The sequence below is a fragment of the Thermococcus peptonophilus genome (genome assembly GCF_001592435.1).
In the GTDB taxonomy this organism is placed as follows: Archaea; Methanobacteriota_B; Thermococci; order Thermococcales; family Thermococcaceae; genus Thermococcus; species Thermococcus peptonophilus.
In genome coordinates this window covers 282,518-302,937 of record NZ_CP014750.1, presented here as the reverse complement: position 1 = coordinate 302,937, position 20,420 = coordinate 282,518, and the positions used below count along the sequence as shown (strand labels likewise).

Below are 20,420 nucleotides of genomic sequence, written 5' to 3'. Positions count from 1 at the left end.
AGGGGATGAACAGAAAACCAGCAGTTCTAGGTGCTCTAACTGGATTCCTGCTCCTTATCTTGGCCCTTCAGGTTATGGGCCTCATGGATGGGGTGAACACCTACGTGGATGCCCATCTTCCCGCTTCGTCTTCACCTGGGGTTAGAATCCTCACGGATACCGCGGAAATGGTGTTCTTTGCCCTTATTGCTATCTTCTTCATTATCCTCGACATTCGGGAGAGGAGGCACCTCTCGTACACGACCCTCAAGTTTATCCTCTCGGCGGTACTGGTCCTTATGACTGTCGCCCTCCTGAAGGCCCTTTTACAGACACCCCGACCTGGTGAGGAGGAGCTTTCGCTCCCCCTTCTCCTCGCCCTCAAGAACGTTGACTACTTTGCCTTCCCCTCGGGCCATACCGCTAGGGCCTCGGTTCTCGCTTCCTACCTTCAGGAACGCTTTCCAAGGTATGCCCCGCTCTGGTGGGCCTACGCCGTTGGAATCGCCCTTACGAGGCTTATTCTTCGTGTTCACTGGTTCGGTGACGTCCTGTTCAGCCTTCTGCTGGGCCCCTGGGCTTACCTGCTCCTAGACGTTACAGCGCCACGCTGGCTTCTGATTTACAGGAAGGTCGTAAAATCACTGAGGCTGGAGGTGTTTGACGTTGAACAGTCTCCTTGAGGTCTTCCTGCTCTCGTTGGTTCCCACCTTTGAGGGACGCTACGCCATAGTCTATGGAATTGGGAGGGGATACCCGCTATGGGGAACTCTCCTGGCGGCAGCTTTCGGGGTTCTGATCCTGTCCATTGTTCTACCAGCTCTTCTCCCGCTGATAGACAGGCTAATGCTCTGGCTTGAGGAGACCCCTTTTAGGAAGATTGCCCGCCTGTATCTCTACTATGTCGAAAGGGCAAGAAAGAAGGCCCATCCCTACGTTGAGAAGTGGGGGTTTATAGGCCTTACTGTTTTCGTTGCAGTTCCATTGCCCGGAACTGGTGTGTGGACCGGGGCCCTAGCGGCTTACCTGTTCGGTATTGAGAAGAGGCAGACAGTCCCTGCTCTCATACTGGGTGGTCTTCTGAGCATGGGAATAACAGTAGGACCCGCCCTCGGACTTTTAAAGTGAGAAAAGAGAAGTAAAGAAAAGGATTATGCAGAGTCGTAGTAGACGACATAGGTGTCATCGTCGTCGTAGATTTCCTGAGGGGCGACGCCGTTGAGATATTTAAGCGTCCATCCGGGGTTGGCATCGAGGTCAACGGTGCCCCCGCTGGCCGCCATGTACGCGGCCCAGACAAGTTCGGAGCAGTAGTAGGAGTCGCCGTAGACCTCTTTTGTGTACCATCCCCAGTCATAGGGTTTTCCGAGCTGGTAATAGGCGAAAACGACAGCGTTCCACCTGATGTCGTCGGTTGTTGCAACGCGGAGGACTGCGAAGGTGTCATACCTCTTCATGAAGTCTCTTAGATACACCATCCTTACTGCGCTCGGGTCGTCCCAGGCTTCTATGACGACCCAGTCGCCGGCGTAATCGTCATAGTAGGCAACGATCCCCGTGTGGGTCCAGTAGCCGGGGATAACTATTGAGCTAACCGGGTTGTGGCCAATGACGATATCTCCCGGTATTATGTTTGTTGGGTACGGGTGGTAGTAGTTGGCATCTCCCTTGCTACTGCTTGCAGCTACGGGGTGCATAAAGAGGGCCATTACAAAAACAATGGCTGTCAGGATTCCAGCTGCTCTCTTCATCTCAATTCCCCCATGCAGTTGATCATCAATAACGTTCATTGATGTCTAATAAAGGTTTTCATTTTCCACTGTTATTCGTTCGCGGAATGGGAGAGATTCAATGAAACAATATGTGACTGTGAATACTTTCTGGCCATCGACTATGGACATTGATTAGCTGAGTCTTTTTGAGCAAAAAATATTTGAACTACTGTGTTCATTCTCTACCATGCCGAAGTTCAGCGTCTGCATGCGGGACTGCTACGACACCTGTTCAATGTTGAGCGAGTTCAGGGACGGAAAGTTATCAGTGAGGGGAAATCCAGAGCACCCGATAACAGCCGGCTTCCTCTGCCCCAAGGGTGCTCTCCTGCCGAAGTGGTTCCACTATCCTGAGAGACTGAAAAACCCCCTGATACGCATCGGAGAGAGAGGAAGTGAGGAGTTCAGAGAAGTAAGCTGGGACAAGGCAATAAACATCATAGCCAATAAGCTCAGGGAAACGATAGAAGAGTATGGAAGCGAGAGTGTCCTCGTTTATCAGTACGCCGGTGACAGGGGCGTTGTAAATTATGCCTTTCCGCTGAGGCTCTTCCACTATCTCAATACCGCCATGCTCGACTATGGAATATGCGATAGGGCGGGACAGGAAGCACTTAGGGATGTCTATGGGACCGCCGTGGGTCTAGACCCGGAGGATCTGAGGAAGCAGAAGCTAATAGTCTACTGGGGCGTCAACCCTTTCTGGACCAACCTTCACGGCTTCATGCTGGCAAAGCGCTACGGCCTTGAGACTTGGACAGTGGATGTGGTAAGAACTGAAACAGCCAAGCGCTCTCATAGGTTTTTCCAGATAAAGCCCGAGACAGATGTCCTCTTCGCGCTGGGCATTGCAAAGCTGATAATCGAGAACGAGCTCTATGAGAGAGACTTTATAAGGGAAAACGTCTACGGCTTTGAAGAATTCAAGAATTATGTAAAAAGACTATCACTCAATTATGTGGTTAAAAAAACAGGACTTCCGCTTGAAGAGATTGAAAACTTTGCCTTCGGTTTCGCCGAGAAGAGGGGGGTAATCCACATAGGCTACGGCTTCCAGCGCTCCCTCTCTGGCGGTGAAGCTGTAAGGGCGATAGCTATTCTTCCTGCGCTCGTCGGCCACCCCTTTGGCTTTATCTACGACATGAAGACGATAGACAAGAGCTACGCTGAAGGAGAATTTCTCAGAACCAAGCCTGTCAAAAGGATTCCCCAGATGAAGCTGGCTGAGTACATTGAGAAGGGTGAGATAAAGTTCCTCTACATCTACAACTCGAATCCGCTCGCGAGCCTGCCAAACCAGGACCGGATCAGGAAAGCTCTAAAGGAGAGCGACGTTTTCGTGGTTACTCACGACATTTTTTTGACCGACACTGCTCTCTACTCTGACGTTGTTCTTCCTGCGAACACGTTCTTCGAGCGGCCCGACATAGCTGACAGCTACTACCACCGCTACGTTGCCTTGAACGAGCCAGTTGTGAGGCTATACGGCAAGTCCAACAGTGAAGTAACGAGGCTACTCGCAAAGGCTCTCGGTATCGAGAACCCCTATCTTTACGAGAGCGACGAAGAAGTGATAAGGAAAATCCTCGAACTCAACGGCCTGAGCTGGGATGAGCTGAGGAGAAAGGGCTTTATCAGAGTTCCTGAAAAGCCACGCAGATGGGAGACGCCGAGCGGAAAGATAGAGTTCTACTCCCAGCGAGCCGTTGAGCGCGGTCTCTCTCCGTTCCCGGAGTACAGGAAGAGGGAAGGCAAGTATCCCCTAAAGCTCCTAACGCCTACCTACCGCATGACGATAACGAGCCAGTATCACAACACCTACGGGATGATTGACCCCAACCTCTACATGAACCCCGCCGACGCTGAGGAGAGGGGAATAAAGGACGGCGACGATGTTGAGGTCTTCAACGACAGGGGGAGGATAACGACCACCGTAAAGCTCACCGAGAATGTGCCGAGGGGAGTCGTCCTCCTCTACAAGGCCTTCTGGATTAGGCTCCTCGGATGGAATGCAAACTTCCTTACTGCAGACGAGACTGTTGAGGGCTACGGAAACGGCTCGGCGTACCATTCGACGTGGGTGGATGTAAGAAAAGCGAAGTAAAAGTCAGGAAAGCTCCGTTCCCTTCGTTTCCCTTCCCAGGATCAAGACGTCCAGCGCTCCGATAATGGCGACTACTGCAATGACCAGCACCGTGAGAGCGGCACCGCTCACTTCCATTATTTTTCCCGCCAGTATCGGAGCCGTTCCGCCACCTATTCTGGCCATTGCCCCTGCCCAGCCCGTTCCAGTCCCTCTGACCTCTGTTGGGTAGAGCTCGGGGGTGTATGCGTAGATCGCTCCCCAGGCTCCGAGGTTGAAGAAGCTGAAGGCTATTGCGCTCGCCATTATGTAGGTCTCGCTTCCCGAATTTGTCGCGAAGTAGAACCCTATTCCGGCTAATCCTGAAAGTAAGAGATAGTAGGAGAGCGTCTTCTTCCTGCCAATCCTTTCAAGCAGATAAGCCGCGCTCCAGTAGCCAGGAAGCTGGGCGATGGCCGTTATTATGAAGTACTGGAAGCTCTTGAAGACCGTTATCCCCAGGGTTGCCGAGAGGAACTTCGGAAGCCAGATGAAGAAGCCGTAGTAGGCGAAGGCAATGCTGAACCAGGCAATGGTTAGCATGAGTGTCGTCCTGCCGTATTTTCTCCAGAGGTCAGCAACGCTGGCTCTTCCAGCGGCTTTTGGGACTTCAAGCCCGACCGAAGCTCCAAACACCCTCCTGACTATCTCTTCAGCTTCCTTCACCCTTCCGGTTATCAGGAGAAAGCGCGGGGACTCAGGAAGGGTGGCCAGAATGGGGAGTATTACAACCACGGAACCCCCGAAGAGCAGTATGCTCCTCCAGTCCGCTTTGACGAGAAGGGCAACGACGCCGATTATTATCGTGCCTATCGCCCAGAAGCTCTCGAGGATGGAAATCATGGCGCCCCTCACGGACTTCGGCATGAACTCGGCGAAGTAGGAGCTCGCAACGGGGAGGGAGCCGCCGAGTCCAAGACCAACAATGAATCGGAGGAGAATGAGCTGGTCGAGGTTCTTTGAAAAGGCGCTGACTATAGAAGCGAGCGAGAACGTTGAAACTGCCAAAATTAGCGTTTTCTTCCTGCCAATCCTGTCGGCGAGGTATCCAAAGAGCCAAGCGCCGAAGAGCATGCCGAAGAGCGCCGCCGAACCAAGGGAGCCCAGCTTTGCCAGACTCCCCTGAAAGGCGGGCTCCTTCTTGAGAAGGGCTATGACGAAGCTCGCCGCTATGGTGTTCACAGCTATGAAGGCCCAAACCGTTCCGAGGACCGCTAAAAGCCTGTAGTGGAACTTATTCAAACGGGAGTTTTCGACTATCTCCATTTTCCCACCCCCATACTTTGTAAATGTGGAGAAAGTCTTAAGCGTTTTTATACATCCATACGAAGAAGACTCTCGCGTCCTACCACAACGTTTAAATCCCTTTGGGGAGAGTTGTCCTCCCGCGGTGGTCCAATGAACTGGCTAACGCGGTTCAAAGCGCTCTTTGTCCTCACTTATACCGGATTTCTGGGCAACATCGCGGTGATTTACTACCTCTCGCGCGGCCTAAGCTACTCTGAGATAGGACTCGCCACGGCATTTTCTGCCCTTGGTTTCTTTCTCTTCGAAGTGCCCACGGGCGTCGTCGGCGATAGGGTAAGCAGAAAGACCAGCGTCCTCATAGGCCTCTCGATTTATCCCCTGAGCCTTCTTCTCCTCCTGTTCCTCCGAAACTTCTGGATGTTATTGGTGTCAGAGCTAATAAGCGTTCTTGGGGCTTCCTTCATCAGTGGCAGCCTCCAGGCCTGGTTCTTTGACAACCTCAAATCCGAGGGAAGAGAAGGGGAGTTCAAGGAGATATGGCGCTCTATTCAAAAGGCGACGGTTCTTGCTAGTTCCTCCACAACGATTGCGGGTGCGTTCATGGCCCAGCTCTGGGGCTTTGAAGTCCCGATACTGCTGAGCCTCATACTCCACCTGACTATGATACCCCTCACCTGGAGCATTCCGGAGATGGGCTTTTCAAAGCTCGAAACCTCCTACACGAGCCACGTCATCCACTCCTTTCGCGAGCTTCTGAAACCCGAGGTTTTCTGGCTGATAACATACCTTCTTACCGTTACCCTCTCACTCACTCAGTTCCGCAATTTCTTTGAGCCCTACCTCGGTGAAGTTCTCGCTAAAAGCCTCGGGACCACAATAATGGGCACTCTCGGAATTCTGGGTATTGTGGAGGTTCTCACGAGAACAGCCCCGAGATACGCAGGCATAGCCCTCAAGGGGAGGAGTGGAAGGCTGCTCCACGAGACCGCTCCCGTTGCGATACCCCTATCCACCCTTCTTTCAGTGCTCTATCCAAACGCGGTTTTTATAATCGCTCTTGGGATTATGGCAACCCTTTTTGCGTCAGCTTTCACATTCAACTTCTCTGTCGAGTTCCAGCGCAGGATTCCAAGCGAAAAGAGAGCCACGATATTATCCCTCAGAAACATGGTGCTGGCAATTGTTTCGGCGCTCTTCTATGCTGTTTATGGATTTGTCGTTCAGCATATGGGGCTGAGGAAGGCCCGCCTCATGTTCGCCCTTCTTTTCCTGGCATTTGGAGCGTCTTTTAAGCTGGCTCAGCTCGGCCCTTTGGGAAAATACCTGGTGATGGGGGAAGGTGAGAAAGAATAAAAGGAAAAGCCTCACTTCGTCGCCCTCGTTATGCCGACGTCCTTAACGAGAACGTAGGGAGTTGAGACCGGCGTGCGTACCTCCCACCAGTGGATGTGGTAGAGCTCTTTTCCGAGGGCTATAATGTTTTCGAGGATCCTCTGCAGGTTGTCGCTTACGCGGATGTTCCTTATGGGCTTCAGCTCACCGTTCTCAACGAGGAAGATGCCATCCCTCGGGATCGTTGAGAAGTCGCCAGCAACGTAGTTCTGGAAGCGCGTGTACCAGACGTTGGTTATGTAGATGCCCTTCTTCACTTCGCTGAAGAGCTCCTCTTTTGAGTAGTCCCCCGGCTCGAGAACGATGTTCCAGGCGTGCGGCATCACCAGACCGGCGTTGGCGGTTGTTTCGGTTCCGTACTTTCTGGCGAGGCTCGTGTTGAGGAGGAACGTCCTGAAGGTCCCGTTCTCGATTATGGTCGTTTCTCTCGTTGGTACACCTTCGTCGTCGAACTTCCTAGTTCCGTAGCCGTTGGGCAGGTTCCCGATGTCCTTAAGGGTCACTATCTTGTTGGCGACCTTCTGCCCAAGCTTGTTCACGAGGAAGGAAAAGCCGGCCTCGGCGGCATAGGCGGAGGTCATGAAGCTCATGTAGCTGAGCAGGTTGGCAAACGCTAACGGGTCGAATATGACGTCGAACTTCCCTTCCGGCCCCTGCTCCGGGTTTCTTGCCAACCTTGCTATCTCTCCCGCCTTCCTTCCGGCGCTCTCGGGGTCGAACTTCTTGAGCACCCTCACGGAGTTCGTCCCGTGGCCGCTCTCGAGGTCGCCTATGAAGGCCCTGACGCTTATCTCTATTCCCGTTCCCTCGTCGAAAGCTTCCACCCCGTTGCTCGTGGTCAGGTAGAGCTTGTTGTGGTCTGTGTAGAGGACTCCAGCAACTCTCTTCGCCCCTTCCTCAAGGGCCGCGTTTATTGCCCTCTCGACGTACTCGTTAGGCTCGTCGAGCTCGACTATGGCCTTATCGAACGTCTCCGGGATATCCTTGTACTCGAAGGGCCCCTCGGCTATGCCGTAGTAGTCCTCCTTGGGGGCCATGCCCTTCATGTTCGAGAGGAGCGTTTTTAGTGTGCGCTCTATATTCTCCTCGCTCAGCTCGGTTATGGTGGTGCTCGCTACCCTCTTCTCCTTCTCCACGAAGAGCTCGACCTTCCTCTCGTGCCAGTTCTTTGCGATGGTTATCTCATTGTTGGCAAAGCGGACCTGTCTCCTGTTGGTCTCGTAGCTCAGGACAACGACGTCGCCGAAGCCGAGCTCCTTCGCCTTCTTAAGGATGAACTCGTTAACGTCGAACATCTTCACCACCTCACGGCCTCCTAAGCGGAATATCGCGCAGTCTCGCGTGCGCTCCGCCCATCCAGACGGGGACACCCTGTCCAGGCTCGCCCTTGCCGCAGGTTCCTGGATAAAACTCAACTTCCTTTCCTACGGCATCAACGCTGCTCCACAGTGCCCTCGTCGTTATCTCAAGGATGGGCCTCCTGACCGGGTGCTTTATCTCGCCGTTCTCGATGAGGTAGGCCTCCCTTCCGATGTACCTCTGCTGGTATCTTCTATCGTCTATGTTCCACTCGTTGAAGCTCACCATGTAGACGCCGAGCTTGATGTCCTCGATTAGCTCCTCGAAGGAGTGGTCGCCCGGAGCTAAATAGGTGTTCGCCATCCTCACTATCGGCTCGCGGTTGTAGTTGATGGCCCTGGCTGACGCGTTTGAGCGCTGGCCGAGCTTGTAGGCATACTCCCTGTTGGTCAGGAACTCGTTTATGATTCCGTTTCTTATGAGGTACCTCGGACGGGCCTTAACGCCCTCGTCGTCGTAGAGGTAGAAGCCCCAGCTGTTCGGGATAGTTGGATCTTCGATGACGGTAACGACGTCGCTACCGATTCTCTTCCCGAGCATGTCTGGCTTTACAAAGCTCTCTCCCGCCTGCGCCGCTTCCCTTCCGAAAATCCTGTCGGCCTCATACGGATGTCCAACGCTCTCGTGGACTGCTATGCCAGCCACCTCAGGACTTATCACGAGGTCAACCTTCCCTTCGGGCGGCTTCTGCCCCTCGTAAATGAGCCTCTTAAGGGCCATTACGTCCTTAACGGCCCACTTCCAGGGCTCGTCCTTCTCTAAGAGCTCAAGACCGCCGGAGAAAGCCCTCTGAACGAAGGGCGCCTGCTCCATCTGGCCGTTCTCAAAGACCACGAGGTTGTAGGTAAGGGAAACTCTCGGGATGTAGCTCTCAACGAAACCACCGTCGCTGTGGGCTATTATCTTGTGCCACATCCAGTCGGAGTACATGAGGTAGCGCATCGGCACGTTCACACCCGTTCCCTTTACCTCCTCCTCGACCTTCTTGAGGAGTTCAAGCTTCTCCTCCGGCGGTATGTCCCGGAAGTCCTTCCTCATCTTGACTTCATAATAGACCTCGTGGAAGTCCTCCTCGGAGAAGCGTATAGGTTCGTTCCTCACCTTCGAGGCGGCTTTTGCCAGCTTCACGGCCTTTTTCACGGCCTCTGCAACGCTCTCCTTCGTCAGGACGTTGGTTGATGCAAAGCCCATGCCGCCGTCAACGAGAACCCTTATCCCTATGCCCCTGTCCGCGAGAATCCCGAGGCTCTCCGCGTTACCGTTCTTCATTACTAGCTCAGTACCATTCTTTTCTTCAAAACGCGCTTCGGCGTAGTCCGCCCCCAGTTCGAGGGCCTTTTCAACGGCGAACTCTACAAGTTCATGCATGCACATCACCCCGGTTTACTGCATAGAATAGTGCCCTCTGAAGTATAAAAATCTTTCCGCTTCGATTTGTGTCGAAATGTTGCACCCGTTTGGTTTTTAAGGCCGCTGATGAGATGCCGTCAGGTGGTGAAGGTGGAGATACGCGAGTTCCAGGGGATGATACGCGATATTTACTTTCACAAGGACTCGAAGAGAGGCGTTGAGAGGACTTTCCTCTGGTTCGTTGAGGAGGTAGGTGAGCTTAGCGAGGCGATAAGGAAACGTGACAAAGAAGCCATGGAAGAGGAGTTTGCAGACGTTCTCGCCTGGCTCGCCAGCCTCGCCAACCTGCTTGGGATAGATCTCGAAGAGGCCGCGAAGAAGAAATATCCTGGAGTCTGTCCGTACTGTGGCAAGAACCCATGCGAATGCGGGGAGAAGTTCTGAACTACCGGGTAAAAAGAGGGAAGCGGAAGTATTCAGCCGAGGATTTCCCTCTTTATAACCTCGGCAATCTCAACTATGGCCTTTGAGGCCTTGGCCTCTGGGAAGGCCTCGACTACGGGCTTAAGCATACTCATGCTCTCTGGAACGGCTCTGTCGTAGGGAATCCTCCCCAGTATCGGGATGCCCTCTTTCTCAGCCCACTCCTCAAGGCCAGTAAAGCCGGGGTTGATGTCTGCCTTGTTGATGATGAGGTAGGCCGGCTCCCTGAAGTGCTGGACGACCTTGTAAGCTCTCTGAACGTCGCTGAGCGAAGCCGGGGTAGGCTCTGCTATGAGTATGGCAACGTCTGCCCCACCGAGGCTCGCTATCACCTGACAGCCTATTCCAGCGGCCGAATCAACTATCATGTGCTCGAGGTTGAGCTCCTTCATCAGCTTCGCGGCCCACTCTTTCTCCTCCGTGACGAGCTTTCCGCTCTCAGGCCTTCCGACGTCGAGCTGGGCCGAGATGAGCGGGAAGCCGTACTTGGTTGTCGCCTTCCTGATGACACCGGAGCGGACTTCTTCTAGGGTTATTGTTCCGGTCACCGGACAGACTAGCCCACAGACGTTGCAGCCCTCACAGGTGAGCTCGTTCACGACGTAGTTGCCTTCCTCATCTATGTAGATGCACCCGTAGGGACAGCGCTCGTAGCAGATTCCACACCTTACGCAGCTCTCGGTGTTTATCCTTGCCACCTTAGCGCCTATGTGCTCCCGTTCCTCTTCCCACTCCGTTACTCCGAGGAGAAGACCGAGGTTCGGGGCCTCTGCGTCGGCATCAACCGCCACAAACGAGTACTCGTCCTTCAGCAGGTAGAGGAGCGAGGCCGTTATCGTGCTCTTCCCAACGCCGCCCTTACCGCTCGCTATCGCTATCTGCATCACTCACCACCTCCGAGGAACTCAGCGACCCTTTCGGCGAGGCCGGTGAATATCTCCGCCTCCGGATAATCGGTAAGGACTATCGGCTTCCCTTCAACGTAGGTCTTGACTATGTTCTCGCTGTATGGGATCTCGGCCACGATCTCGGCGCCATACTTCTCCGCCAGCTCCCTGACCTTACCAACGTCTCCGAGGTCAGACCTGTTCACCACAACCCAAGTCGGGATCTTCATCAGCTTCCCGAGCTGTAAGATAAGCTCCGTGTCATGTATTCCTAGGGGCGTTGGTTCTGTTACCGCTATGAGGAGCTTCGAGCCTTCAACTGCTTTTGAGACTGTGTTTCCAGTTCCAGCGGCCGTGTCCACCATGAGGAGACCTTCCCTGACCTCTTCGGCCCTTCTCTTAGCCGCGACGACGAGCGGCATTGACCTCTCTTCTCCCTCCCTAAGCTTCCCTGTGACGAGCGTGAAGCCGTAGGGAGTTGGAGTAACGTACGTGTGGCCTATAACTCTGAATGCCTCTTGAATGGCCCCTGGGACGGGACAGACTATCTCACAGGCCCTGCAGCCGGAACAGAGGGTCGGCATGAGGAAGGGTGTCCCGTCCTTCAGCGTCACTATCGCGTGCTCCTCACATACCTCTGCGCACTTCCTGCACTTGGTGCACTTCGAGTAGTCGAAGCGCGGCATGAACTGGTTCACAGGTTCTTCGTTTGCAAGCTCAACTCCCAGAAGTATGTGGTCGTTCGGCGCCTCGACGTCGAGATCCGCCAGAGTAAGCTTGACCCCAATCTTCCTGAGCGCCACCGCGAGGTTAGTGGCCACGGTCGATTTTCCGGTTCCACCCTTTCCACCGCTCACCGCTATCTGCAAGCTCTCACCTCCGGAAATTAGGGAAGCCGAATTGGTTATAAGCTTTGTGCATATGCAGAGAAAATTGGAAAAGATTGACAAGAAAAAGATCACTCCCTGCTCTTCAGCTTCCTCATGTAGAACTTCTTCCCGTTGTACTCGAGCTCTATCAGCTTTCCCTCTTTCAGGAGCTTCTCAACGACGCCCCAGTCAGCGTTTGCCTTCCTCAAAAGCTCTCTGACGGCGTCTTCCCTCATGGGATGAACTGCCGTAATGCTCAACAGATCCTCCTCAACGTTCCCAGTGAAGGCGAAGGCGTTCTCCTCGTAGCCGATCAGGTATTCCACGCGCTCTTCCCCGAGGGCCTCCGTGAAGACCTGATAGGCGTGGTTGATGACCTCCTCCTTCGCAGGTTTAACCCAAGACTCTGCCGGCGGCCTCGTTGGGATAGCTATGTAGGCTTTGTCGGGTTTCAGCTCTTTCAGGAACTCTGCTATCTTCTCGAACTCGTCCCCGTAGTCTATCCCATCTATCAGCATCGTCTCGGTGACAACCTTTCCTCTGAACTCTCTCCTGAACTCCAGCATGCCGTTGAGGATCTTCTCAAGGCTCAGGCTCTTGTGTGGCCTATCGACTTTTCTCCAGATTGGCTCGCTTACGGCGTCGACCTTCAGCGAGACAAAGTCGAGCTTCAGAAGGTCTTCCCTTACGTCATCTCTCCAGATGAGTGAGGAGTTTGTGAGCGCGGCGAGCTTTATCCCGAGTTCGCGGAGAAGGTCTATCTCCTTCCCGAGGTTTATGTCGAGGGTCGGTTCTCCATCGGGGACGAAAGTAATGTAGTCTATCCGCTCGTTCCTCTCTCTGGCGTCCCTAACCTTCTTCTCAACCTCTCTGAATATCAGCTCCGGCTCGTAGAAGGGCCTCCTCTCGATTTCCATTCTGAGAGTTTTCCCTATCTGACAGTAAACGCAGGCGTAGGTGCATACCTTGTCGGGGATGTTGTTTACCCCAAGGCTCCTTCCAAGCCTCCTTGATGGGACGGGTCCGAAGGCTATCATACCACCACCGGAGTTAGGTTGTCCTAAATGCGTATAAACCTTGTGAGGAACAAAAGCAATAAACGGGAAGCACGAACAAGGGGCGGGATGGTCTATGCCGAAGATCGAGCCCTTCGAGAAGCACCGCGACAGGTACGAGAACTGGTTTGAGAGGAACCGCTACGCTTACCTCTCCGAGCTCGAGGCCTTCAAAAGGCTCCTGCCGAAGGAAGGGAGAGGAACTGAGATAGGCGTAGGAACAGGGAGGTTCGCGGCTCCTCTCGGCATAAAGCTCGGCGTCGAACCTTCAAAAGCGATGGCAGAGATAGCGAGGAAGAGGGGCATAGAGGTCATCGAGGGAACGGCCGAAAACCTTCCTTTCGAGGACAACAGCATGGACTACCTCCTTATGGTCACAACGATCTGCTTCGTCGATGACCCTGAGAAAGCCCTGAGGGAAGCCTACCGCGTCCTGAAGCCGGGTGGAGCGTTGATAATCGGCTTCGTTGACAGGAACAGCACAATAGGAAGGTTCTACGAGGAGCACAAAAACGAGAGCATTTTTTACAAAGAGGCGAGGTTCTTCTCGACTGAGGAGCTCCTAGAGCTTCTCAAGAAGGTCGGCTTCAGGGAGTTTGAGATAGTGCAGACCCTCTTTCACAGGCTTGACGAGATTAAGTCCGTCGAGCCGGTAAAGCCCGGGTACGGTGAGGGTAGTTTCGTTGTGATAAAGGCGGTGAAGTGATGGCTATGCTGCTCTCGGAGATTAAGAAAAAGACCTTGAGGCTTGCAAACGGACTTGAGTTAGTTGATTTCGGCTTTGCTTTGCCCTACACATGGGTTTTAGTTGAGGGGCCCGATGGAAAGGCCTTAGGTGTTGCGATGACCCTTCCAGAGGAAGTCCAGCGCTACACCAACTCCATAAGTGAGCCTTCCATTGAGGCTTTCATTGAAAAGACCGACAGCCTGAACGTCATCGAGCGAACCCTCGGGATAGCTACGGTAAACGCGGTCTCCCAGTACCACCTTGATGTCTCAGACCTCCCTGATATTGACGTCGTTGAGCTTGTTGAAGGCTTTGATATGGTTGCTGTGATCGGCAACATGCCGCCGGTGGTCAGGGCTCTCCGCGAGAAAGGAGTCAAAACCCTCGTCTTTGAGCGGAACCCGAAGCTCTGGGATCGAGAGACACTCAGCGATGCTCTGGAGTACGTTCTCCTTCCGGAAGCTGAGGCTGTCCTCGTCAGTGGTTCGGCACTTGTGAACGGTACCATTGAGATGATCCTCGATAGGGCGAAAAATGCTAGGATAGTAGTCCTGACCGGGCCGACTGCCCAGATACACCCTGAGCTCGTTAAAGGGACAGGAATAACTCACCTCGCGGCGATGAAGGTGATAGACCTCAAAAAGGCAGTTCTCGGCCTCAAGCTCGGCTCTTTCAAGGGGTTTGAGAGGGGGAACAGGAAGTATGTGGTGAGAGTATGAGGCTGGTGGTTTTGAACGATAATGTCCCGGCGAAAGGGCTGCTAAACGACTGGGGGCTGGAGCGCACTCGTTGAGGGTAAAAACCGCTTTATCTTCGACGCCGACACGAACCCGCTCGTTTTAGCCCACAACTCAAAGGCCCTTGGAGTCTCACTTAGGGATCTCGACTTCGCCTTCCTGAGCCACTGGCACTACGACCACTATGGCGGTCTTCCCTATGTGGCCGAACTGAATCCAGGGCTGAGGCTTTATACTCCGCCAGGGAACGGGGCTATGGCCCTCAGGTGGGGCTTCGACCTGATGGAGGTTTTTAAAGCTGGAGAAATCACCGATGGAGCCTGGACTTCAGGGCCTTTAGAGGACTTTGAGCAGGCCCTTGGAATGGAAACACCCTCGGGATTGGTCGTCATCGTCGGCTGTTCCCATCCCGGTGTTGACAGGCTCACGAAGGCTATCCTCAACGTTTCAGGCTACGATAAGGCATACCTTGTTATCGGGGGCTTCCACGGGCCTTCTCAGAAAACCCTTAACAGGTTGGCCGGAATGACAGAGTTCATAGCGCCTGCCCACTGCTCTGGAGATTTTGCCAAGGCCTATATGAGGAAGACTTATCCCGAGAAGTTCGTCTCTGTGAAAACTGGGAGCATCATCGAGTTTTAATTCCAAGGAATTCGACGAGGAAGCTAAAGAACCGCGTTGCCCTTCCGGAGGGTGTTATAAAGCGGTAAACTAGCAGTTCCTCTTGAATTTCTTCTCTCTGGAACTCCTGTGGTAGGTCTTCAAACTTTCCGCTCCTTGAGAGCCCTTTTATAACTTTCCATCCGTTGGGAAAGAGCGAATTAAAGTACTCCTTCAGCCACTTCTCGTCAATTCTCCTCACGAAGAGCTCGCCCTCCCTTGAGAGGCGGTAGTATGTATGGTGCTTATGAACCTCAAAGGCCTTCTTGAACCTCGCCTTGCTCCTCTTTATCGCGCTACCTGAGTCCCTCTCAATTAATCCGGCTTCCATCAGGTCTCTTACGGCATCTTCGATTAGAGAAAGGGGTAGCTCGCTTATCTTCGCCATCATCTTGGCGTAATCTACTCCGGCTTTTTTAAGGTGGGAGAGGACGTAGAGGTGGACGGGGAGGAGCTCAAGGCCTCGGTATGAACCTGGGCGCTCTCTCAGAGTATTCCCTCCACTCATCGCCGAACCTCTCCTCAAGGGCTTTCTCCTCCTCGCCTATGAACCCGAGCACACCCGCCCAGTAAACGAGAGGAAGGAGAAGCATGAAGCCGCCGAAGAGCAGGGAGAAGCCTGGAACGATGAGAAATCCCCAGATGGAGTATATTGGATGCCTGATCTTTGAGTAGCACCCCTTTGTGAACAGCTTCCCCTCCGAGTAGGCCTTTGAGACCTGAAGGTAGCAGAGAAACCAGAGGGCGAGGCCAAGAGCAATCATTACAAGTCCAAGAGTTGGAAAAGCGAAAAGACCAACCTCAAGCCTCTCGTTAAGGTAAAACGCCAGGATTGCATAGATTGAAGAAATGAGAGCAACCTTCGGAAAGATGCCCCAGAACTTCATGTTCACTCCTCTATCGGCGGTTTTTCGGCCTTCTTTTTCTGCACCTGCTCCCAGAGGTCGTCGAAATTCTCCACGACCCTCTGAAGGGCAAGCTTTAAGTCCCTTGTCCTCGTGAAGAAGGCCACTTTGTTGGTCTTGTCGCGGATCCTGAGAAAGTTTGGCCCCATCCTGAAGGCGGCGAGGACATCAACGTCGAGGAGCTGGCCCACAACTGCCTTAAACTTCCTCGGATCGCCGTGCCCATCATCATCTTCCTCGAAATCCTTGGCCTTATTGTGTCTCTTCTCGAGAAGTTTGTAGTCTCCGTCCTCGCAGATTTCGTAGATCGCGAAGAACTCTGAGTCCCCGTAGTGAGCATCTATAAGGTGTTCGTCATCCTCCATTCCAAACGCGACCTTGAGGCATCTTTTCTCCATGAGCATCACCTGAATTCTCTTCGGTATCGGCTTTATAAGAGTTAGGCATACCGAAAACTTTAAATGCTGTGCATATGCACAAAATAACGGAGGTGATGAACATGAGGATTGCGGTTCCAACTAACGGTGGAGGTAGGGAAGATAACGTCGCTCCAGTCTTCGCAAGGGCACCTGCCTTTTACATAGCTGACGTTGACGAAAACGGCAACATCGTCAGCGAGAAGGTCATTCAGAACAGTGCTGCCATGGCTGGCGGAGGAGCTGGTCCAATGGCCGTCCAGACCCTCATCAACGAGGGCGTTGAGGCCATAATAGCTCCCCAGGTCGGTCCGAACGCCCTCGGGGCTATACAGGCGGCCGGCATTAAGCTCTACCAGGTCGCCCCAGGGACGCCAGTGGAGGAGGCTATAAAGATCGTCGTGAGTGGGAGGGCAGCCCAGTTCACCGCACCCGCTCCGCAGGCCCCCGTCGCTCCAGCGGCCCCTGCAACTCCGGCAACACCCGTGCCACCAGCGTACGGTCCAGCCTATCCAGCCTACGGCTTTGGCCCAGGTTGGGGTAGAGGCTGGGGCCGCGGCTGGGGAAGAGGACGTGGCTTTGGCAGAGGATGGGGCAGAGGAAGAGGCTGGGGAGCGAGGCTCGGCTACTGCCCGTGGACTGGCCAGCCCAGCAGGAGGTCCCTCCGCTGGTATTACGGCTGGTGGTGATGTCTTTCCCTTTTTAGATTTTTGAGGTGCCCAAAATGCCGCGCGGTTACGGAAGAGGTATAGGACGTGGCGGTCGCTTTGGCCCGTATCCTCCCTATTACGGAGGCTTCTTCGGTCGCTTTGGCCTCTACTGGATCATAGACCTGATATTCCTGCTCCTGATCCTCTACCTGCTCTTCAAGCTGTTCCTGGTGGCTGCAACCTACGTTGTAGCACTTGTGGTGCTCTACATCCTCTGGGGCTTCATAAGCCCGAGGAGAGGGCGCTGGTTCTGGCCTTAGCTCTCTTTTCCATGTTTTTTCAGGCCGTTCAGTACAGGTTTTTGAGCCGCTCTATTGAGAGGTACGTGAACAGCATTGTAAGAAAGACCAGAATCAGCGCCGAATAAACCGGGTGGGCGACCTCTGTGTATTTCAGCATCGAGAAGCGGAGCCCTTCTACGAGATAAGTCATCGGTGTCAGGTAGCCTGCTATCAAAAACCAGCGCGGGAAGAGGAGGAGGGAAGCTATAGCACCGCTTGTGAACATCATAGGAAGCCTAAGGAGATTCAGCCAGGTCATAGCGCTTATCGGATTCTCGACGACGAGTGATATGTAGAGAGCTAATCCGGAAAAGGCAAGCCCGCCGAGGAAGGCGTAGCCAACAACCATCGGCACGTTCCAGACTGGATAAACCATGAAGTGGGACACTAGGGCGAGACTGACGAGCGCGACAAAGAGGCCGAAGAGGGAGCCAACTAAGAGCTTGGCAAGGATTATCTCGATGTAGCTCACCGGGGCAACGAGGAGACGTTCAAACGTTCTGAGCCTCCTCTCGAAGATTATGGATGAGGCAACGAATGAGGTCGTGCCGAAGACTATCGAGATCGAGACGAGACCTGGGGCGAGGTGGTCTATGTCGCCGAAACGGACGATGAAGGCTAAGGTAAAGACGATCGGAAACACCACTCCCCAGCTTATTGAGCCCGGCTTTAGAACGTACTCCTTGAGTTCCTTCCTAGCTATCGTGAGAACCTTCAAAGGGGACACCCCCCACAGCCGCAGGCCTTCCCCTCGAAGCCCTCCACCGTCAGCTCGATGAAGACATCCTCGACGCTCGGTGCCTCCGTCGAGACTTTCAGGATCCTGAAGCCGAGCTGGTTTTTGAGTCTGCACAGCTCTCCGATAAAACCATCAACGTCCTGAACGGTAAGGATAAGGTCCCCCTCATCGAAGGTTGGGCCATAATCTGAGAGGGCATCGAGGAGTTTGTTGGAGAGCGGCTCGACCTGAAGCCTGACCCTCGTTCCCTTTCCGATTAGTTTTGGGAGCTCCGTCCTCTTTCCCTCCGCTATTATCCTGCCCTCCTTCATTATCGCGACCCTCTGAGGTATCGTCTCGGCTTCAATCATGTTGTGAGTTGTGAGGAAGATTGTCATGCCCCTCTTGTTCAGCTCCCTTATGAGCGCCCTTAGGGCCTTGGCGGAGTGAACATCGAGTCCATTTGTCGGCTCGTCTAAAAAGAGTATTTCCGGCTCGTGAACCAGCGCTGCCGCTATCGTTACCCTCCTCCTGAAGCCCGAGCTGAGCTTTCCGAACTTTTTCTTGGCCGGGAGGTTGAACTCCCTAATGAGTCTGGCCACGTTCTCCTTTGGAGCGTCGTAGAGGTCTGCGGTGAACTTCAGGTTCTCCTCTACAGTCAGCTCCTCGTAAAGGTTGGATATGTCGGGAACGAGACCTATCGAGCGCCTTACCATTAGACCTTCCCTCTTCACGTCGTAGCCGTTCACGTAGGCCTCTCCTGATGTTATTTTGGTGAGCGTCGTGAGCATCCTCACGGTCGTTGTCTTTCCGGCCCCATTCGGGCCGAGAAGTGCAAAGGCCTCCCCGCGCTTAACCGTGAAGCTTATCCCCTTAACGGCCTCGAAGTCGCCGTACCTCTTCACGAGGTTTTTCGCTATTATTGCTTCCTCCGCAGCCATATCAGCACCCCAAGGAGAGCTATTCCGACCAGAATTCCGCCCGCGACGAGTGGGTTGTAGCCAGGGTTTGTGTAGCTTTCACTTTCTGATGTTTTGATCTGGTTCTCAGCTGGAGTGATGGAGTAAGCCACTATGACGCTGTAGCAGTTGTCTATCTCGTGGGAACCGTAGTCAATGACAAAGTAGCCTGTGGGTGAAAAGCCGACGTGGTAAACAGTCCCGTTGAAGCTCTCGAACCACTCAACTGTCCCGTTTGGGGCTATAAGCTCGGCGTTCTTTCCGTAGGCCACCACAGTGTAGCCTTTAAACGTTGCAACGTCGTTGGCATAGCTCAGGAGGGGTGTTGAATAGACCAGCTTTCCAGCAGAATCAAGGAGCGTCACATTCCCTGTCATTCCTGCGGCCGCTATGTGTTCCCCGTCGGTGGAAATTGACCGGATGTAGCCGTTAAAGTGCTTCTTCCACAGAACTGAGCCACCATTCGAGAGGAAAATCAACTCGCTCCAGCTCTCGTCCTGCGGGACTACAAGAACTGCTATGCCGTTTTTGAGGACGGCAACCTTTCGCACTGCCCCATCAAAGGTCTTCTCCCAAACCAGGCTCCCGTCGAGCTTTAGGATGTGAATGCCAGTGTCGCTACCGGCTAGAATTTTATCCCCCGAAAGTACAACGCTCCAGATGTATTTACCAATGCTCTTTTCCCACTCCAGCTCACCATTCCGGAAGAGGTAGATGTAGCCAGCGGCGTCTCCAGCCGCCGCCGTACCCCCATCAGGGGAGATTGAGACGCTCACAACGGCTTCCCGGAGCTTTCTCTCCCAGAGCAACTTTTTGGGCTCCGAAAACGCCTGAACCCAGCTTCCCTCCGTGCCTATCAGGAGGACGTTGTTGTCGGAGAGGGCGGAGGAATATGCTATGCCCCTGGTGGGTGCCTTCATGAGAAGCTTCCCCTCGGGGGAAAGAAGCTCGGCATCGTAGCCAAAGGCGATGCCAACGTAGCCATCTGAGTTGAAGGAAACCGAGAACGCCGCGCACTGATCCGAGTAGTTCCATATTTGGACGGGTTCAGCAAGTGTTAGCGGGAGCATGAGCGTTAGCATTAACATAAGGACTACTGGGAATCTCAACTTCATCATTCACACCAGCTTCGGATTTCAGAACTCAGAAAATAAACCTTCCGCATGGAATCCGAACTCCAGCCCGGGCTTAGTCCTTATCGTTCTTCGCTACTATGAGCCTGACCACGCCGCTGTAGTGTCTTTCTTCTTTTTCCACCTCGAAGTACTCCCTCACAAGCTCGTGGGTTTCTCTCAGTGGGTCGTCGTCAAGGAGTGGTTTCAAGATGAGCTTCATGGGAAGGAGAAAGAGGTAATCCACAAGCCTGCTCTTGCTCCTAGTGTGCTCGAGGAAAATTGCCCTTCCGCCGGGCTTGAGGACGCGCTTTATTTCCCCCATTGCCCTTTTGGGATTCGGGACGGTACAGAAGACGAATGATGAGATCACCGTGTCAAAGTAGTCGTTAGGAAAGGGCAAACTCTCTGCCTCCGCAACCCTGAACTTCACGTCTATTCCGAGTTCTTTTGCACGCTTTTTGGCAATTTCAAGCATCTTCTCCGAGCCGTCAACGGCGTAAAGCTCAATATCCGGAGGATAGTACCTGAGCGTCTTCCCTGTGCCAACTCCGATTTCAAGCGTTCTCCCCCTGGCGAGAGAAACCGCTCTCCCCCTGAGTGGATTGAAGAACCTGTCCAATGGCCTCTCCAGAAGCTCGTAAAAGCCCGCTATCCTGTTGTACTTCCCGCGGTACAT

24 protein-coding genes are annotated in these 20,420 nt (G+C 53.7%); 10 read left to right on the top strand and 14 right to left on the bottom strand.

Annotated features, from left to right (window positions below; all coding sequences use genetic code 11):
* The first annotated feature begins 5 nt into the window (after nt 1-5).
* Together A0127_RS01520 and A0127_RS01515 are read left to right on the top strand one after the other, a co-directional pair.
* Nucleotides 6-662, top strand: coding sequence for a phosphatase PAP2 family protein (locus A0127_RS01520; RefSeq protein WP_062387065.1), 657 nt, complete (start codon nt 6-8; stop codon nt 660-662).
* Nucleotides 646-1,107 carry a COG2426 family protein gene (locus A0127_RS01515; RefSeq protein ID WP_062387061.1) on the top strand — a complete coding sequence of 154 codons (462 nt, stop codon included), beginning with the start codon at nt 646-648 and terminating at the stop codon, nt 1,105-1,107. Before A0127_RS01520 ends, A0127_RS01515 begins: the two co-directional genes overlap by 17 nt.
* Before the next feature lie 23 nt (nt 1,108-1,130).
* Here the strand turns inward: A0127_RS01515 and A0127_RS01510 are convergent, their stop codons facing one another.
* Nucleotides 1,131-1,769 (bottom strand): YiiX/YebB-like N1pC/P60 family cysteine hydrolase, encoded by a 639-nt coding sequence (locus A0127_RS01510; RefSeq protein ID WP_331710450.1) that lies wholly within the window; start codon nt 1,767-1,769, stop codon nt 1,131-1,133.
* Between the two features lie 169 nt (nt 1,770-1,938).
* Between A0127_RS01510 and A0127_RS01505 the strand changes: the two genes are divergently transcribed.
* Nucleotides 1,939-3,855 carry a molybdopterin-dependent oxidoreductase gene (locus A0127_RS01505; RefSeq protein ID WP_062387055.1) on the top strand — a complete coding sequence of 639 codons (1,917 nt, stop codon included), beginning with the start codon at nt 1,939-1,941 and terminating at the stop codon, nt 3,853-3,855.
* Nucleotides 3,856-3,858: 3 nt separating this feature from the next.
* On the opposite strand, the gene A0127_RS01500 is transcribed toward A0127_RS01505, so the two are convergent.
* Nucleotides 3,859-5,139 (bottom strand): MFS transporter, encoded by a 1,281-nt coding sequence (locus A0127_RS01500; RefSeq protein ID WP_062387051.1) that lies wholly within the window; start codon nt 5,137-5,139, stop codon nt 3,859-3,861.
* Nucleotides 5,140-5,271: 132 nt separating this feature from the next.
* On the opposite strand from A0127_RS01500, the gene A0127_RS01495 reads away from it, so the two are divergent.
* Entirely contained in the window at nt 5,272-6,474 is a 1,203-nt protein-coding gene (locus A0127_RS01495; protein WP_062387046.1) for an MFS transporter, read from the top strand.
* A gap of 11 nt (nt 6,475-6,485) precedes the next feature.
* On the opposite strand, the gene A0127_RS01490 is transcribed toward A0127_RS01495, so the two are convergent.
* Both A0127_RS01490 and A0127_RS01485 read right to left on the bottom strand, forming a co-directional pair.
* Nucleotides 6,486-7,808 (bottom strand): TldD/PmbA family protein, encoded by a 1,323-nt coding sequence (locus A0127_RS01490; RefSeq protein ID WP_062387043.1) that lies wholly within the window; start codon nt 7,806-7,808, stop codon nt 6,486-6,488.
* A 10-nt stretch (nt 7,809-7,818) separates the two neighbouring features.
* A complete protein-coding gene (locus tag A0127_RS01485; RefSeq protein WP_062387040.1) occupies nt 7,819-9,240 on the bottom strand; it encodes a TldD/PmbA family protein in 1,422 nt (473 codons plus the stop codon).
* A 132-nt stretch (nt 9,241-9,372) separates the two neighbouring features.
* Here A0127_RS01485 and A0127_RS01480 point away from each other — a divergent pair, with 132 nt between their 5' ends.
* Nucleotides 9,373-9,666: a MazG nucleotide pyrophosphohydrolase domain-containing protein gene (locus A0127_RS01480; RefSeq protein ID WP_062387037.1), complete on the top strand. Its 294-nt coding sequence runs from the start codon at nt 9,373-9,375 to the stop codon at nt 9,664-9,666.
* A 32-nt stretch (nt 9,667-9,698) separates the two neighbouring features.
* On the opposite strand, the gene A0127_RS01475 is transcribed toward A0127_RS01480, so the two are convergent.
* From A0127_RS01475 to A0127_RS01465, 3 genes are all read right to left on the bottom strand, one after another.
* A complete protein-coding gene (locus tag A0127_RS01475; protein ID WP_062387033.1) occupies nt 9,699-10,589 on the bottom strand; it encodes a nucleotide-binding protein in 891 nt (296 codons plus the stop codon).
* Complete coding sequence (locus A0127_RS01470; RefSeq protein ID WP_062387030.1) at nt 10,589-11,461, bottom strand: P-loop NTPase; 873 nt, start codon at nt 11,459-11,461, stop codon at nt 10,589-10,591. The genes A0127_RS01475 and A0127_RS01470 overlap by 1 nt, the downstream gene beginning before the upstream one ends.
* 89 nt (nt 11,462-11,550) lie before the next feature.
* Nucleotides 11,551-12,498, bottom strand: coding sequence for a radical SAM protein (locus tag A0127_RS01465; protein ID WP_062387027.1), 948 nt, complete (start codon nt 12,496-12,498; stop codon nt 11,551-11,553).
* Between the two features lie 94 nt (nt 12,499-12,592).
* Between A0127_RS01465 and A0127_RS01460 the strand changes: the two genes are divergently transcribed.
* The 3 genes from A0127_RS01460 to A0127_RS01450 all read left to right on the top strand — a co-directional run bounded on the left by A0127_RS01460 (nt 12,593) and on the right by A0127_RS01450 (nt 14,622).
* Nucleotides 12,593-13,222: a class I SAM-dependent methyltransferase gene (locus A0127_RS01460; protein WP_062387024.1), complete on the top strand. Its 630-nt coding sequence runs from the start codon at nt 12,593-12,595 to the stop codon at nt 13,220-13,222.
* Nucleotides 13,223-13,227: 5 nt separating this feature from the next.
* Complete coding sequence (locus A0127_RS01455; protein WP_062390807.1) at nt 13,228-13,962, top strand: Rossmann-like domain-containing protein; 735 nt, start codon at nt 13,228-13,230, stop codon at nt 13,960-13,962.
* Between the two features lie 90 nt (nt 13,963-14,052).
* Nucleotides 14,053-14,622, top strand: coding sequence for an MBL fold metallo-hydrolase (locus A0127_RS01450; protein WP_331710460.1), 570 nt, complete (start codon nt 14,053-14,055; stop codon nt 14,620-14,622).
* On the opposite strand, the gene A0127_RS01445 is transcribed toward A0127_RS01450, so the two are convergent.
* From A0127_RS01445 to A0127_RS01435, 3 genes are read right to left on the bottom strand one after another with little or no spacing between them, the layout of a single operon-like run.
* Nucleotides 14,609-15,148 carry a DUF2250 domain-containing protein gene (locus A0127_RS01445; RefSeq protein ID WP_054841056.1) on the bottom strand — a complete coding sequence of 180 codons (540 nt, stop codon included), beginning with the start codon at nt 15,146-15,148 and terminating at the stop codon, nt 14,609-14,611. The genes A0127_RS01450 and A0127_RS01445 overlap by 14 nt on opposite strands.
* Nucleotides 15,096-15,527, bottom strand: coding sequence for a methyltransferase family protein (locus tag A0127_RS01440; protein ID WP_062387020.1), 432 nt, complete (start codon nt 15,525-15,527; stop codon nt 15,096-15,098). Before A0127_RS01440 ends, A0127_RS01445 begins: the two co-directional genes overlap by 53 nt.
* 2 nt (nt 15,528-15,529) lie before the next feature.
* Nucleotides 15,530-15,949 (bottom strand): NifB/NifX family molybdenum-iron cluster-binding protein, encoded by a 420-nt coding sequence (locus tag A0127_RS01435; protein WP_231855814.1) that lies wholly within the window; start codon nt 15,947-15,949, stop codon nt 15,530-15,532.
* Between the two features lie 95 nt (nt 15,950-16,044).
* On the opposite strand from A0127_RS01435, the gene A0127_RS01430 reads away from it, so the two are divergent.
* Together A0127_RS01430 and A0127_RS01425 are read left to right on the top strand one after the other, a co-directional pair.
* Nucleotides 16,045-16,650: a NifB/NifX family molybdenum-iron cluster-binding protein gene (locus tag A0127_RS01430; protein WP_062387013.1), complete on the top strand. Its 606-nt coding sequence runs from the start codon at nt 16,045-16,047 to the stop codon at nt 16,648-16,650.
* A gap of 35 nt (nt 16,651-16,685) precedes the next feature.
* A complete protein-coding gene (locus tag A0127_RS01425) occupies nt 16,686-16,931 on the top strand; it encodes a hypothetical protein (protein WP_062387009.1) in 246 nt (81 codons plus the stop codon).
* 28 nt (nt 16,932-16,959) lie between these two features.
* On the opposite strand, the gene A0127_RS01420 is transcribed toward A0127_RS01425, so the two are convergent.
* From A0127_RS01420 to A0127_RS01405, 4 genes are all read right to left on the bottom strand, one after another.
* Entirely contained in the window at nt 16,960-17,679 is a 720-nt protein-coding gene (locus A0127_RS01420; RefSeq protein ID WP_062387006.1) for an ABC transporter permease, read from the bottom strand.
* Nucleotides 17,667-18,611, bottom strand: coding sequence for an ABC transporter ATP-binding protein (locus A0127_RS01415; RefSeq protein ID WP_062387003.1), 945 nt, complete (start codon nt 18,609-18,611; stop codon nt 17,667-17,669). Before A0127_RS01415 ends, A0127_RS01420 begins: the two co-directional genes overlap by 13 nt.
* A complete protein-coding gene (locus A0127_RS01410) occupies nt 18,590-19,744 on the bottom strand; it encodes an outer membrane protein assembly factor BamB family protein (protein WP_062386999.1) in 1,155 nt (384 codons plus the stop codon). The genes A0127_RS01415 and A0127_RS01410 overlap by 22 nt, the downstream gene beginning before the upstream one ends.
* A gap of 73 nt (nt 19,745-19,817) precedes the next feature.
* Entirely contained in the window at nt 19,818-20,420 is a 603-nt protein-coding gene (locus tag A0127_RS01405) for a class I SAM-dependent methyltransferase (RefSeq protein WP_062386994.1), read from the bottom strand.